The sequence below is a fragment of the Pseudoalteromonas sp. 2CM32C genome, from assembly GCF_023161925.1.
GTDB classification, from domain to species: Bacteria; Pseudomonadota; Gammaproteobacteria; order Enterobacterales; family Alteromonadaceae; genus Pseudoalteromonas; species Pseudoalteromonas marina.
In genome coordinates this window covers 1-15,180 of sequence record NZ_JALNTI010000006.1, presented here as the reverse complement: position 1 = coordinate 15,180, position 15,180 = coordinate 1, and the positions used below count along the sequence as shown (strand labels likewise).

The 15,180-nt window shown below is 38.7% G+C and carries 15 protein-coding genes; 7 read left to right on the top strand and 8 right to left on the bottom strand.

Features of this window, described 5'->3' with window-relative positions; all coding sequences use genetic code 11:
- Positions 1 to 34: 34 nt before the first annotated feature.
- From MTF67_RS12130 to MTF67_RS12115, 4 genes are all read right to left on the bottom strand, one after another.
- Positions 35 to 859: a M90 family metallopeptidase gene (locus tag MTF67_RS12130; RefSeq protein ID WP_058428690.1), complete on the bottom strand. Its 825-nt coding sequence runs from the start codon at positions 857 to 859 to the stop codon at positions 35 to 37.
- 104 nt (positions 860 to 963) lie between these two features.
- The gene (locus tag MTF67_RS12125) at positions 964 to 1,602 is read right to left on the bottom strand and encodes a CatA-like O-acetyltransferase (RefSeq protein ID WP_248519768.1); all 639 of its coding nucleotides are present in this window, start codon (positions 1,600 to 1,602) and stop codon (positions 964 to 966) included.
- A 132-nt stretch (positions 1,603 to 1,734) separates the two neighbouring features.
- Positions 1,735 to 2,775 carry a Glu/Leu/Phe/Val dehydrogenase gene (locus MTF67_RS12120; protein WP_248519652.1) on the bottom strand — a complete coding sequence of 347 codons (1,041 nt, stop codon included), beginning with the start codon at positions 2,773 to 2,775 and terminating at the stop codon, positions 1,735 to 1,737.
- A 425-nt stretch (positions 2,776 to 3,200) separates the two neighbouring features.
- Positions 3,201 to 4,727 (bottom strand): fumarate hydratase, encoded by a 1,527-nt coding sequence (locus tag MTF67_RS12115; RefSeq protein WP_039036729.1) that lies wholly within the window; start codon positions 4,725 to 4,727, stop codon positions 3,201 to 3,203.
- A 170-nt stretch (positions 4,728 to 4,897) separates the two neighbouring features.
- On the opposite strand from MTF67_RS12115, the gene pabB reads away from it, so the two are divergent.
- From pabB to MTF67_RS12100, 3 genes are all read left to right on the top strand, one after another.
- Positions 4,898 to 6,247, top strand: coding sequence for an aminodeoxychorismate synthase component I (gene pabB / locus MTF67_RS12110; protein WP_248519651.1), 1,350 nt, complete (start codon positions 4,898 to 4,900; stop codon positions 6,245 to 6,247).
- Positions 6,248 to 6,249: 2 nt separating this feature from the next.
- A complete protein-coding gene (locus tag MTF67_RS12105) occupies positions 6,250 to 6,825 on the top strand; it encodes a CoA pyrophosphatase (RefSeq protein WP_248519650.1) in 576 nt (191 codons plus the stop codon).
- Between the two features lie 101 nt (positions 6,826 to 6,926).
- Entirely contained in the window at positions 6,927 to 8,303 is a 1,377-nt protein-coding gene (locus tag MTF67_RS12100; protein ID WP_248519649.1) for an L-serine ammonia-lyase, read from the top strand.
- Positions 8,304 to 8,368: 65 nt separating this feature from the next.
- On the opposite strand, the gene cysB is transcribed toward MTF67_RS12100, so the two are convergent.
- Positions 8,369 to 9,346 (bottom strand): HTH-type transcriptional regulator CysB, encoded by a 978-nt coding sequence (cysB, locus tag MTF67_RS12095; RefSeq protein ID WP_006792362.1) that lies wholly within the window; start codon positions 9,344 to 9,346, stop codon positions 8,369 to 8,371.
- 291 nt (positions 9,347 to 9,637) lie between these two features.
- Between cysB and MTF67_RS12090 the strand changes: the two genes are divergently transcribed.
- Positions 9,638 to 10,396, top strand: a complete 759-nt coding sequence (locus tag MTF67_RS12090) for a hypothetical protein (protein WP_243533269.1) — start codon at positions 9,638 to 9,640, stop codon at positions 10,394 to 10,396.
- Between the two features lie 149 nt (positions 10,397 to 10,545).
- Here the strand turns inward: MTF67_RS12090 and MTF67_RS12085 are convergent, their stop codons facing one another.
- Positions 10,546 to 11,838 (bottom strand): NCS2 family permease, encoded by a 1,293-nt coding sequence (locus tag MTF67_RS12085; protein WP_248519648.1) that lies wholly within the window; start codon positions 11,836 to 11,838, stop codon positions 10,546 to 10,548.
- A 119-nt stretch (positions 11,839 to 11,957) separates the two neighbouring features.
- On the opposite strand from MTF67_RS12085, the gene MTF67_RS12080 reads away from it, so the two are divergent.
- From MTF67_RS12080 to MTF67_RS12070, 3 genes are all read left to right on the top strand, one after another.
- Positions 11,958 to 12,413, top strand: coding sequence for a sel1 repeat family protein (locus MTF67_RS12080; protein WP_006792359.1), 456 nt, complete (start codon positions 11,958 to 11,960; stop codon positions 12,411 to 12,413).
- 288 nt (positions 12,414 to 12,701) lie between these two features.
- A complete protein-coding gene (locus tag MTF67_RS12075; RefSeq protein WP_006792358.1) occupies positions 12,702 to 13,145 on the top strand; it encodes a SulA-like leucine-rich domain-containing protein in 444 nt (147 codons plus the stop codon).
- Positions 13,146 to 13,174: 29 nt separating this feature from the next.
- Positions 13,175 to 13,654, top strand: a complete 480-nt coding sequence (locus MTF67_RS12070; RefSeq protein WP_248519647.1) for a YchJ family metal-binding protein — start codon at positions 13,175 to 13,177, stop codon at positions 13,652 to 13,654.
- 312 nt (positions 13,655 to 13,966) lie between these two features.
- Here MTF67_RS12070 and MTF67_RS12065 read toward each other — a convergent pair whose 3' ends face one another.
- Both MTF67_RS12065 and MTF67_RS12060 read right to left on the bottom strand, forming a co-directional pair.
- Entirely contained in the window at positions 13,967 to 14,269 is a 303-nt protein-coding gene (locus MTF67_RS12065; protein ID WP_006792356.1) for a DUF6172 family protein, read from the bottom strand.
- Between the two features lie 195 nt (positions 14,270 to 14,464).
- A complete protein-coding gene (locus MTF67_RS12060) occupies positions 14,465 to 14,992 on the bottom strand; it encodes a VC2046/SO_2500 family protein (protein WP_006792355.1) in 528 nt (175 codons plus the stop codon).
- Positions 14,993 to 15,180 lie beyond the last annotated feature (188 nt).

Here is a 15,180-nt window from a genome sequence, read left to right as displayed (position 1 = left end):
CCAGCGTTATTTGATAAAGCGCAGTTTATTACGTTTAATGCCAAGAAATGGGGTCAAATTGATAGTAGTTAACCAGCATTCTATATATTTCTGGATCGTAGCGCCGTAACTCTGCTGGTTTTTCAATAAAGGTTTCGGTGATCACCGCAAAAAATTCGGCCTCGTTTGTTGCACCATAACTATGAATAACGTGAGGCATACTATACGCCACATGACTTTTAAGCTGCGTAAAGGCACGACTAAATACCCTTGCCCACTCTTTATAATCAGCCGAGCTTTTTAAAAGTGGCGTACCTGTTGTTTTACCTGTTTCCTGGTCTAACTGATGAGCAAATTCGTGAAACACCAAGTTATGCCCATCACTGGGTAAGCGGCTTCCTTCTAATACATCATGCCAACTGAGTACCAATGTTCCCCCAGGCCACGATTCACCTTGTCTCACCGTATTATGATAACTGACTAAACCAGCACTATCGCGCGTGGTTTGCGGTGCGTAATAAGCACTTGGGTACAATAGTATTTCTTTAACATTGGTATAAAGTGGCCACGGTTTGTTAAGCACGAGTACGCAGGCATCAGCAGCAACAATAAGTTTCATGGCAGGTGTGAGTTTTAATCCATCGCAGCCAATAAAGCGCTTTTCATTTAAAAACCAAACAATATGTCTCTCAAGTTTGGCTCTATCAGCATCCGTCATCTTTCGGTAAATAGGCATACAGCGCAGTAAGATATCTTTTTGCTGAGAGCTTAAACCCATACGTTGATACTTATTGCGCCAAAGGGAGGCTTGAATAGAAGGCCATTGCCAAAGTATCGCCACAAATAACACTAAAACACCAATTAACAGTCCATTTATCATGGCAATACCCTAAACATATATGTGCCTTTATAAATATGTTCACCGGGATGAATTTTCAACTGCTGTGGTTATTATAGATTTTTAAAATACTTTTTTTACTACCGTCATTTACATTTAAAATGATCACACTCAGCTTGTAACACCTTTACAAAGCGCGCAACGTGTAGACCATCCATTAAAGAGTGATGTACGTCAACAGACAGTGGCATCGTGCCAGCCCCTTTGTCGTATTGACCAAATACAAATTTAGGGATCCCTAAACTTTGCCCTTCGCTAAATGCATGTGAAAAAGCGCTAAAATTAAGCCATGGTAAAACAGATATATGAATTAAATCAGCTTGCCCCTCTGTATTGGCAAATGCGTCGCTAAATAGTGAGTTTGACTTAGATTGTTTACTTACTTTGTCGCTATTGGCTGAGAACTCTTTGAAAGAGCCCAAATAATCAAAATAACTAAATACAAAGCACTCGTCTTCATCAAGTTCAACAACACTTGCACGGATGCTTGTAAGTAACCAGGGCTTGGATTCTATAATTCGTAACATAATCGGTTCATAAGCGAAGCATGCTTTTAATGTGCAATAAACATAGGCTTGAAAAAACGATATATTTTGAGCTTTACAGTAATTAAACAGTGTTTGTGCGTTTAGCTGAACACACACATTAAAGTATGGCTGGGTAAAATTTTTAAATAGTTCAAAATGTTGTTTACGAGGCCAGCTATCAAAGTCGATAGGCTGCATATTCGAAGTTGACGTCATTATACATACCACACTTAATTAAAAATAAAGTGTAACGTTGTTTCATAAAAATAGCATTAATAACAAAAAAGGGGACGCAAATGCGTCCCCTTTCTTCAAGACCTAAATATAAATCTAAAGGCCATTTTGTATTATTTCTTGAGCAAGCTCATCTGCAATTAAGTGCGTCGATTTTTGCTCTTTTTCGCTGCGAGCAAAAATTTCTGTTAGCGTATTAAAAATACCCTCAACGTGTTTATTCGAAGCCTCAACGGTATAACCTTCTGGCGCAGTTTCGTAATAAACATTAATAATACCCCCTGCGTTTATAACGTAATCTGGCGCATACAAAATGCCTTTTTCACGAATAATTTCACCATGGCGTGATTGTGCTAACTGATTATTAGCACAACCAGCAATAATGGTTGCTCTAATACGAGGTATAGTGTCATCGTTTATGGTTGCGCCTAATGCACAGGGTGCATACACATCTACATCTAAGTCATATATGTCATCAATACCAACAGCTGTTGCACCAAAATCGTTAACAACACGATCAATTGCAACCTGGTTTATATCTGTCACAAACAACTTAGCACCTGCATCAGCTAAGTGCTGACACAAGCCGTAAGCAACAGCCCCTAGACCTTGTACAGCTACTTTTATGCCCGAGAAGTCTTGGTGGCCGCGTTGATGCTGCAGTGCAGCTTTAATACCTAAAAAAGTACCGTATGCAGTAAAGGGAGATGGGTTTCCACTTTTGCCTTCAAGGCCAAGAACGTAATTTGTTTCTTTGTTCATTAAAGCAACGTCGGCACACGTAATATTGACGTCTTCTGCTGAGTAATAGCTACCATTTAAACGCTCTAATTGGCGACCAAATGCACGAAAAAGTTGTTCCGATTTAATTTCTTTGGCGTTACCAATAATGACAGATTTTCCACCACCAAAAGGAAGGCGCGCAACCGCATTTTTGTAAGTCATCCCTTTTGATAAACGCAAAACATCATACACTGCGTCTTCATCTTTAGCGTAATCCCACATTCTACACCCACCAACAGCAGGCCCCAACTTGGTACTATGCACAGCAATAATTGCTTTTAAACCTGACTCTTTGTCAGAACAAAAGACTACTTGTTCATGGTTATCAAATTCAACTTGATTAAACACAGCCACTTAAAATACTCCGAAAAATTGACCCGTGAGAGGGTGTACGCGCTGGAAATTGTCGAGACTTTACCACTTCAAGATAGTGTTCGCCACACATCAAGATGATAAAGCTAACAAACACCAAGTGATTAAATTAAATAATCAACTTATAACTTATTAACAAATAAAAAATTTAAAATAAATTACAAAAATAGACATTAAAACTAAAATAACACAAGGGCACACTTCTTTACGTTTACGTTAGCGTAACCATTGATTTTTCCGTAAAGTTTTTAATACATCCACCATTAACACGCAAGTAATTGTTATTTAATGATTTATATTTATACAAACAATTACCACACAACTGGTAAGATCAGTTTTCACTCAATATTGATGATTTTAAAATAAAAAAGCGAGCACATGGCTCGCTTCATAAACAAAGATAACAATTACTTTAATTTGCTATCAAGCTCAGCAATTTTTGCCTTCCAAATTGCAGGACCTTGCGTATGTGCATTGGCACCTTCGCTATCTACTGCAACCGTTACAGGCATGTCTTCAACTTCAAACTCGTAAATCGCTTCCATACCTAAATCTTCAAACGCAACTACACGCGCTTTTTTAATTGCTTTAGATACTAAATACGCAGCACCACCTACAGCCATCAAGTAAACAGATTTATGCTCTTTGATTGAATCAACCGTTGCAGGGCCGCGCTCTGCTTTACCAATCATGCCTACAATGCCAGTTTTTTCTAGCATCATATCGGTAAACTTATCCATACGTGTTGCTGTAGTTGGGCCTGCAGGGCCTACTGCTTCATCACCAACAGCGTCTACAGGGCCAACGTAGTATATAAATTTATTATCAAAATCAACGCCCTCAGGTAAGCCTTCGCCAGAGTTGATCATGTCTTGCAAACGTTTATGCGCTGCATCACGGCCAGTTAAAATGGTGCCTGAAAGTAAAACGGTTTCACCCATTTTCCATTCTTGAACATCATCTTTCGTCAGCGTATCTAAATTTACACGACGTGTCCCCTCACCTACTTCAAAGGTCACTTCAGGCCAATCCTCAAGCTTTGGCGCTTTTAAATCAGCAGGACCTGAACCATCCAAAGTAAAGTGCACGTGACGAGTTGCTGCACAGTTAGGGATCATCACCACTGGTTTTGATGCTGCATGGGTAGGAGCGGTTTTAATTTTAATATCAACAACCGTTGTTAACCCGCCCAGGCCTTGTGCACCAATACCTAGTTTGTTTGCACGTTCGAATATTTCTAGGCGAAGCTTTTCTTCTGTAGTTTCCGCCCCACGCTCCATAAGCTCATGGATATCAACCGGATCCATCAATGACTCTTTAGCCATTACTGCAGCTTTTTCTGCAGTACCACCTATACCTATACCCAGCATGCCTGGCGGACACCAGCCAGCACCCATTGTAGGCAGTGTTTTTTCTACCCAGGCAGCAACATCGTCTGAAGGGTTTAACATAACCATTTTACTTTTGTTTTCAGAGCCGCCACCTTTTGCTGCAACCATGACTTCTACTTCGCCACCAGCTACCAAATCGATGTGAACAACCGAAGGTGTATTATCTTTTGTGTTTTTACGAGTACCAGCAGGGTCTGCAACAATAGAAGCACGAAGCGGGTTATCTGGATTCAAATACGCACGGCGAGTACCTTCATCAACCATTTGTTGAACTGTTAAGTCTGTTTTATCCCACTTAACATCCATACCCACTTTTACAAAACACGTAATAATACCTGTATCTTGGCAAAGCGGACGCTTGCCTTCAGCCGACATACGCGAGTTAATTAAAATTTGCGCAATAGCATCTTTAGCAGCTTTACTTTGTTCTTTGTTGTAAGCTTTTTCTAATGCTTGAACAAAATCAAGTGGATGGTAGAACGAAATATATTGCAATGCATCTTCAATGCTATCAATAAAGTCTTGCTGACGGATTGTACTCATAATGGTTCCTTAAGTTAGCTTTACGCTTAAAGCGTAATCTATACCAAACCGGTGACGGTGGTTTGTACTGTTTTAATTACAACGTTGATTTTATACTAAACGCTGCCAAAAAAATTTGACTTATGATACCCTCCCAACCCGTTTGGAGCCAGTTCTTATAGGGGTAGTAAATGCTAAACAGTAAAAATAATTGTATAAAATTATCAATAACACAAAATTGTATTGATGTATTTTCGCATTTTTCTCATCTGCCTCATGCCATACTGCTCGACTCTGCTAATAGCGACCATGTAAATAGTCGCTACGACATAATTTCCATAGAACCTGAACACTTGCTTGAAGTGAGCGATAACAAAACATTATTCAATGGCGAGCCAAGTGAGCTAACCTGTTTTGAAATAATGAATACCCATTTGCGCAAACTCAGTAACACAAAAGCACCTTTTGACTTGCCCTTTAATGGAGGTTGGTTAGGTTATTTCGGCTATGACTTGGGTCGTATAATTGAAAAAATGCCAACCATAGCAGAGCAAGATATACACTTACCGCAAATGGCTGTAGGCCTTTATTTAGATGCACTTATTTTTGATAGACAGCAAAATGCGTGGTTTTATGTTTCACAGCCACATGTTGAAAGACGCTCGCTTTACGAGAAATATCTAGCATCAACTCCGATTAACGCAAAGTTTGAGTTAACGTCTGAGTGGTTTTCTAATATGAGCCAAACCCAATACGCCAAAAAGTTTGCTGTAATTGAAGACTATTTAAAAAGCGGTGATTGTTATCAAATTAATCTAGCGCAGCGCTTTAAAGCCCAATATAGCGGTGACCCTTGGTCAGCGTATGTTAAATTACGCGAAGCTAATAAAGCGCCTTTTTCAAGTTTTATTAATCACCCTGCAGGCGCTATTTTGTCAATTTCGCCTGAGCGCTTTATATCGATCCAAAACAATATTGTAGAAACTAAACCAATAAAAGGGACACTTGCACGTAAAGCTGACGCCCACGAAGATAGTGCACAAGCGTTAAAACTTGCAAACTCATCCAAAGATCGCGCAGAAAACGTGATGATTGTAGATTTACTTCGTAACGACTTAGGTAAAGTAGCCAAACCCGGCAGCGTTAAAGTGCCTTCTTTATTTGCAATTGAAAGTTTTCCGGCCGTACACCATTTAGTAAGTACAGTGACCGCCGAACTTGATATTAATAAAACAGCCGTTGATCAACTCGAGGCCGCTTTTCCTGGGGGGTCTATTACTGGAGCACCCAAAATACGCGCGATGGAAATTATAGAAGAACTAGAACCTCATCAGCGCAGTGTTTACTGTGGCTCTATAGGTTATTTAAGTGCCTGCGGTAATATGGATACAAGTATTACTATTCGAACTTTAGTTTGTTATGAGCAGCATATTTACTGTTGGGCCGGAGGCGGAATTGTCGCTGATTCCAAAGTCGAATTGGAATACCAAGAGACTTACGATAAGGTAAATAAAATTTTACCTTTATTAAAGAGTAGGTGATCTTGAATAGTGACTTCATTAAAACGCGTTTTCAATTAAGCCCAACCGCTGCGCCAAATCAAATAAAAGACTCTCGAAATAAACGCGCCAGTGCCGTTATGCTACCCATTATAGATGTAGCCGGACATGCACATATTTTACTGTGTAAGCGCCCTACTTATTTGCATCATCACCCAGGTGAAATTTGCTTACCCGGTGGTAAATTTGAGGCAAGCGACAAAACGCTTCGCACAACGGCACTACGTGAATTGAAAGAAGAGTTAAACATTGCGCACAAAGACGTAAATATCCTTGGCAATTTACCAGAGTACTCCACTTTAACAGGGTTTAGTATTCGCCCTTACGTATGTGTTTTAGATAAAAATACGCAGTGGGAAAACGATCACAATGAAGTACAAGCCAGCTTTTTACTCTCCTTGGATGAATTAAGTACTGAAGCTAACTGGCAACCTTTGCCATTTCAACGTTTTGGTAAAGAAATTACTCTGCAGGGGTTTGTTACCCCCCATGGGTTACTTTGGGGAGCAACTGCTAGCATTATAAAAAACTTTACAAAACAACTAGCCTTACCAGTTTAAATCTTCGTTAATAATAGTTACATGCTAACAATTCCGCGTTATTATGCTCGACCGTTCAAAGAGCAGCCTCGGGCTGAGTAAATTAATAAGAGACACACACTATGATCAGTGCATTTGATATGTTTAGCATTGGTATTGGCCCTTCGTCATCACACACCGTTGGCCCAATGCGCGCATCACGCTTATTTGTTAATGAACTCCATGAAAAACAGCTATTAAAAAGTGTTACCGATATAAAAGTAGAGCTATATGGATCGTTAGGTCAAACAGGTATAGGTCATGGTTCTGGCAAAGCTGTTGTACTTGGCTTAGCAGGATATGACCCAGAAACAATCGATGCCGATTTAGTCGATGATATTTTATTAACTATCGAGCAAGAACAAGTTATCTATTTAAACCAAACACACAAAGCTAACTTTCCTAAGCAAGGTGCTATTGTTTTTCATCGTCGTAAAACGCTCCCAAAGCACTCTAATGCGATGGAGATTGTTGCTTCAAATAATGGTGAAAAGCTTTATAGCAAAGTGTACTACTCTATCGGCGGCGGCTTTATTGTTACCGACGAAGAGTTTGAAAACGAAAAGCAAGCAGCGCTCGATATTAGAGAAGAAAACCCAGCGCCTTACCCTTTTAGTAGCGCAAAAGAGCTACTTGAAATGTGCAAAGACTCAGGCCTGAGTGTTTCTAGCTTGATGATGAAAAACGAACGCACACTTCGAACCGAAGACGCTATAAAAGATGAGTTATTTCATATTTGGGAAGTAATGAAAGCCTGTATTGAGCGCGGAATGCGTACTGAAGGAATTTTACCTGGCGGTTTAAAAGTAAAACGACGTGCCCCCAGCCTATTCTTAAAACTGAATATCGAAGTGAGCAACGATCCACTCAGAGCAATGGATTGGGTCGACCTATTTGCACTTGCCGTTAATGAAGAAAATGCGGCAGGTGGACGAGTGGTAACAGCCCCCACTAATGGTGCTGCAGGCATTCTACCCGCTGTGCTCATGTACTATCATACATTTGTAAAAGAAGTAGACCGCGACATTGCCACACGTTATTTACTAACAGCCGCTGCAATTGGTATTTTATATAAAAAAAATGCGTCTATTTCTGGTGCCGAAGTGGGCTGCCAAGGCGAAGTGGGTGTAGCGTGCTCAATGGCCGCCGGAGCATTAACTGAAATTGTGGGTGGCAATGTTGTACAAGTTGAAAACGCAGCTGAAATAGGCATGGAGCATAATTTAGGTTTAACGTGCGACCCTGTTGGCGGCTTAGTGCAAGTTCCTTGTATTGAACGTAATGCGATGGGGGCTATAAAAGCCATCAATGCTTCTCGATTGGCAATTCGTGGTAGTGGCGAGCAAAAAGTATCACTTGATAAAGTAATAAAAACCATGCTTGAAACAGGTAATGATATGAAAACAAAATACAAAGAAACCGCGCGCGGTGGTTTAGCCGTTAACATTATCGAGTGTTAGGCTAACCTTAAACAAAAAAACCGACTATTAATAAATAGTCGGTTTTTTTGTTATCAGACCCAGTGCTACTTTACAGGTAACTCTATATCTTCAAATAACTTATCTACATCATCTTGATTACGTAATAAACTCGCGCGCTCCACACGCTCTTTAGTTAAATGCGGCGCAAATCGTTCTATAAAGTCATACATATAAGTACGTAAAAAGCTGCCTTTTCTAAAGCCAATTTTTGTAGTGCTAGCTTCAAATAAGTGACTTGCATCAATGCAGACTAAATCAGTATCAGTGATTTCATCAATCGCCATTGAAGCCACTACCCCTACGCCAAGCCCTAAACGCACATAGGTTTTAATTACATCGGCATCAGTCGCCGTAAATACAATATGCGGCTCTAACCCATGGGCGCTAAATGCTTTGTCTAATTCAGAGCGACCCGTAAAACCAAATACATAAGTAATTAGCGGGTATTCGGCAATATCTGCGACCGTTAAACTATTGGCTTTTTTAGCAAGTGGATGATCCTTTGCAACAACAATACTGCGATTCCAATGATAACAAGGCAACATAACTAAATCAGAGTATAAATGAAGCGCTTCAGTTGCAATGGCAAAATCGGCATCGCCCCTTGCTGCGGCATCAGATATTTGTTGCGGTGTACCTTGGTGCATATGCAATGATACTGCAGGGTATTTTTTCATAAACCCCTGAATCACACTAGGTAAAGCATAACGTGCTTGAGTGTGCGTTGTTGCTATATTGAGCTTACCTTGGTCCGGTAATGTGTGCTCGTTAGCTACCGCTTTTATACCTTCTACCTTTGAAAGTATCTCTCGCGAGATATTTATAATATCTTCACCGGCACTAGTTACATGCGTTAAATGCTTGCCACTTCGCCCAAAAATTTGAACACCTAACTCATCTTCTAACATACGTACTTGTTTAGAAATACCAGGCTGTGAGGTAAATAAACTCTCAGCCGTTGCTGAAACATTTAATTTATGATTTTGTACTTCTACTATGTATCTGAGTTGTTGTAATTTCATGGTTGCATTTTTACGTTGTAATTTATTATAAATAAAGGCAATTCTATAAAGCTAGATCAGTTTTACTGGTAGCGTTGATTAAGCTTATAGCGTGCATTTATCGAAGTGGTGCTCAAGGCTAGCATAATAAATATACTTGAGGTAGCCAAGATTAGACGAATTAATCTCATAGTCCTTATATTTAACGACAGTTAATTTACCTAATTTGAAGTTAATTCGCGCAAAACTACCCCGATGGCTTATATTTAATGTAATATTAAAAAATTAGGTTATGAATCCGAGAATTACACCATGATCGTGTCTATTATAATTGTCCTTATAGTTGCTTTGGTTGTGATTGCACTTTGGGTAAGTGCTGTTCAGCAACACAAAGAAAAACAAGAAAATGAGCGCCGAAAAGAACTCACAAAACAAAAGGCGATCATTGAAGAAACTGAAGAAGCATTAATGAACCAGGCTAATATTCCGCTATCTGAAAACGTTATTCGAGTTTTGCAAAGCCGAATTGCCGAAGCACTCAAAACAATGGTTACGCATTCGCCAACCTCAAAAGCGCTAAAGGGTCGTTTAGAAGAAATGAAACAGCATCTCTCTAACCCGGTGCAAGGAACCAGTAGTGAGTCATTAGCATTACCAAGTAACGACAAACAGCTTGTTGCGCTAATTCAGGGGATTAAAAAATTACGTGTGATCCTACGTTCTGAACACACTAAGGGCCGTGTTAATAGCCAAGTATTTACAGGCGAAGACAAACTGCTTGAGAAATTACAGCTTAAAATAAATATAGAAAGCCAAATTAAACGCGGTATTTCGGCACGTTCTGCGAGTATGGTTGGCTCTGCTAGACAATATTTTGAAAAAGCCTACGCAACGCTTAGTGCAGTGCCTTATTCAGACGAATATGTAAATGCTAAACGTCAAGAAGTGGAACGTTACTTAGAGGAAATTAGCGTCGAGCTAAAAGCATCTAACGCAAGCGCCCTAAAAAAGAAAAACGAGCAAGAACAAGACGATTTAGATGTGCTGTTTGCTCCAAAAAAGAAATGGTAACAGCAGCTTTCCACTGAATAATAAAAAAAGCCCATACTGTGTATGGGCTTTTTTAGCATTAAATTTTATAACCGAGAGTTTAGCTTCCCCAACAGGGATAGATCACATAACGTCGCTGGTAGTTATATATCAAAACAAAACTTTGTTATTTATGATAAAAACGCGAATTTAACAATAAATAACACGGTTAATATCCATACACTAATTGTTATTTCACTGCGTTTACCACAAAGCAACTTAACCGCCGTATATGAAATAAAACCAAGCGCAATACCATGCGCAATTGAAAACGTAAGCGGCGTCATTAACAGCACAACGGCTACTGGAATAGCGTCAGTCATATCGTCCCAGTCCACAAACTTTAGGTTTTGTAACATAAGTACAGCAACATATAAGATTGCGCCCGCTGTTGCATAAGCTGGTACCATATTAGCTAACGGTGCAAAGAACATCATTAGCAAAAAGCAGCAACCAACTACCACTGTAGTTAAACCTGTACGCCCACCAACAGATACACCCGCAACTGACTCTATATAAGATGTGGTTGTTGAGGTACCTAACATTGCACCTGCAATGGTAGCTGAGCTATCGGCACTGAGTGCACGTCCTAAGCGTGGCATGTTTCCTTTTTCATCTGCAAGACCAGCCTTTTGCGTTACAGCTACAAGAGTACCTGACGTGTCAAACAAATCGACAAACAAAAATGCAAAAATAACACTAAGCATTGAAAGTTCTAAAGCAGCAGCAAAATCCAACTGCATAAAAGTAGGTAAAATTGAAGGCGGTGCAGCAATAATTCCCTGGTATTCAACTAAACCTAAACCAAGTGAGATAGCAGTAACCAATAAAATACTGATCAACACTCCACTTTTAAAATCACGATATAACAATGCCGCAATAATAAAAAAGCTAAATATAGCCAGTAACGGTCCCGCAGATGTTATGTCACCCAACTGCACAAATGTAGCGGGGCTTGCCACAATAATGCCTGCATTTTTAAGTGCTATTAAGGCTAAAAATGCGCCAATGCCTGTCGCAATAGCCCGTTTTAAAACTAATGGAATGGCATTTATTATCCATTCTCTAACCTTAAATAAACTTAATAATAAAAATATACAACCCGACATAAATACTGCGCCCAACGCAGCTTCCCAGGTGTATCCCATACCTAATACAACGCCATACGTAAAGAAGGCATTCAACCCCATGCCAGGTGCTAAAGCTAATGGGTAATTGGCCCATAATCCCATAATAAAACAACCGATAGCAGCAGCAATACAAGTAGCAACAAAAGCAGCCCCTTGATCCATTCCCGCTTCTGCTAACATAGCAGGATTCACGAAGACAATGTAAACCATTGTGATAAAAGTAGTCATTCCGGCAATACATTCTCGACGAACCGTGGACCCATTTTCGTTAATTTTAAATAAAGCTTCTAACATAATGAACTTACAACAATAAAAAGTAGCGAGATTTTATCATAAAAAGTTTATTTTTCAGGACATTTTACCTTGCGATATACTAAACTACTGAAGTAGTTAACTATACCGAATGACAGCATATGATAAAAACAACACCTACAGGTTATGATTTAGAACAACAATTAGACAACATTTTGTCTTTTGTGACACAGCCAGGCGATGCTAATTCGTCACCTGAAAATGAAAACTCTCAACAAAGTACGCTAAATAAGGCGCTATATTATTTAAAAAATAACCAGCCTGCTTTAGCTGCAAAATGGATGCGTTTATCGGCAATGTCAGGTGATCACCGAGGGCAATTTTATTTAGGCTTGTTTTTTGTAAAAGGCCAAGGTGTTCCACAAAGTGTATTTCATGGAGTTGCTTGGCTTAGCTTATCGAGTAGCCAGGGTCATGAGCCAGCTACAGCTGCGCTTGCTGATTTAAGAAAATATATAGAAACAAAGCGTTTTAAGGATGCCCAATGTTATGCAGCCAGTTTATATGAACAAATTCATCAATTACAATATGCCCATTTAATCCCCCCTGCCCCTTAGTAAAAGCCCGAAACTTAGCTCGTAAAAGTACTGTATACAGTACAGAGCTATAATTTAAATTTATAAAAAACGTAAGCAAACCTTTTCAAACTGTATAAAAAACACTCACCCACTAACATTCCAATTTAAATAAAAGCGATAAATATCAACAATATAAACATTAAAATACATATCCTTAAAAATAGAATATAAATTTGTATAAAAAAATAGCAAAAAAACACTTGCGCCATAACACTGTATAAACTACTGTATAAACGTACTGTATATAAACCCAGTGAGCGAGATGATATGTTACAGCCAATAACCGTAAGAACAGTAAAAAGCTATCAACAAGACGAACTATCTGATTGTGTTAACGTGATTCAAATCGAAGATGATATATCGGCAACGTTTGAGCTGTTAAAGGTGCTACACCAGTATAATAGTTTAAATGCTTGGACTTTATTAATCGCACCAGATCATGTTCCTAGTAAAGCTTTGCTTGATTCATGTTCAATAGACACAAGTAAACTATTAGTCATTAGGCAAAAACATTTAGTAAATTTAGAATATGTACTGCGTAGCGCACTGCATAATGGTAACTTTGCAGCGGTCATTACATGGACTGATATGTTAAACAATCAGTTATTGAGCAACTTATCGCTTAACTTAAGTAACACAAAAACAAAGTTATACTGTTTTACTAAAAATTCTGACGTACTTGATATACCTTACATACAGCAAGCTTGCTAAAATGATGTTTTAAATCTTATGTAACAATTATGAATTATTTAAATAACAACACTTGCTTTTGTGGAAACCAAAAAAATTACGAAGATTGCTGTGAACCACTGCTATTAGGTGATAAACAAGCAGAAACACCCGAGCAGTTAATGCGCTCTAGGTATACAGCTTACGTACAAAAAAATGCTAAATACGTATACCAAACATATGCAAGTGAAAAGCAAGCTGAAAACCCTGTAAATGAAATTAAAGAATTTGCGACCAGTTGTCGATTTGTAAGCTTATCTGTTATTGAAACAAACAGCGATGAAAATAAAGGGGTCGTTGAGTTTAAAGCTACCTATTTTTATCAAAACCTATATTGTGTGTTACATGAGCGCTCTCAATTTATAAAAGAGCAACACCAGTGGCGATATCTCGATGGTATTATATTTCCGGTCGCTGATATAAAAGTTGGCAGGAATGATGATTGCCCTTGTGGCAGCGCAAAAAAATACAAGAAATGCCATGGCGCATAATCCCCTCTTTTTTTAAGTGAAGTACATTGTTTACTTTACTCCGTGGCCAATTAAATACAAATATACGTAGCTTCGGAAATTTATTAAGCACAACTCCCTTTATAACCTTTTAGATTAAGTACTAACTCTATTAATTAAGTGGTTAATATTGAAGGAAAAAGTAGTGTTAATAACAATTCAATAGTTAAAGCCCTAAAACGATGTAAAATACTTTGAGCTAGCTCAAAAGAAAAAAGCTTGAAGGTAATCTATAGGCATAAAAAATGGGCCAATGGCCCATTTAAATAATTTGATATGCACAAACGCTAATTATTACTCGTCGTTATCAAGGTCTAGCTGTTGACGCTGTGCAGGTTTTGCCAATATTTCTAAGTAAAAAGACATCAATTCTTGCTTTTCAATATCGCTAATACAGTTGCTGATTTCAGCTACATGAACCACTTGCGCATCTTCAACCGTTTTACCAAACTTACAGTCAAATGCCCAATAATCTGCATCTTCTGGTAGAGTTTTGTTGCGCTCTCTTTTCAAATATTTTTTCACTTCATGCTTTGCAGCATCAACCATACGAGGGTATTTGATTTTCTCGTGATTTAGCGTGAATGTTTTCTTCATTACGTTCCTAATTACCTTGGTTTAATGATAACGGCATTCATGTCATACCATTTGTAGCCATTATAGCAATTGCATTTAATTTTTGGATGCTTTTTTTACATTAAATCAATTTTTAGTCAATTCGGATTTGGTGCAGTCGTAAAATTTAATCAGTGATGGGTAGTGTAACTAGACACTATTTGATGAAATCATAAATTATGCCATCGTCAAATGTAATGGTTCACGCTGATTTACGTCTGTTAGAACGTCATAAAAGCCTGCGACATCCATTTTTGGATTATCTATTTCTATTTCGTCTTTTTGTAAACGTCTTCGCACAGCAAGTTCACAATTATCTATAATGGGTAGGGGTATGTGGTTTACATCATCTCTAATCGAAAAGGGCTCAGGGTTTAAACACTGATTTAGCTTTATATCGGCCATGCCTTTATTCTCACCAACCAAAGACAAACGCTGTGCATTAAACTGCCCAATTAGCATATTAAATTCACTGGGTGCTAATGGCTGCTTTGGTCCTGCTCCTAATTGCTCTCTTAACTGCGCTTCTTGAGTTGTGTTATCTTCAATTTCACTTTTAGGTAAATGAAATTGACTAAAATCTAAAGCATCTTGTGAAAGCATTGCTAACAGCAATGAAAATTCACCACGGCGGTCTGCATGTACACTTTGGTTTAACCGAGTACTTAATTGCTGCTCTGTGATTAACAAATCATCGATTTGCATAGACTTTAGCCGATTGGAATGAGTAATGAATATTTATCGGCTTTATTTAAATTTTCTTTAGCTTTTTTCTTTACTTAAAGGCACATTTTGCTATTATCAGCGCCGTTGCATTGGAGGGGTTCCCGAGCGGCCAAAGGGATCAGACTGTAAATCTGACGGCTCAGCCTTCGCTGGTTCGAATCCAGCTC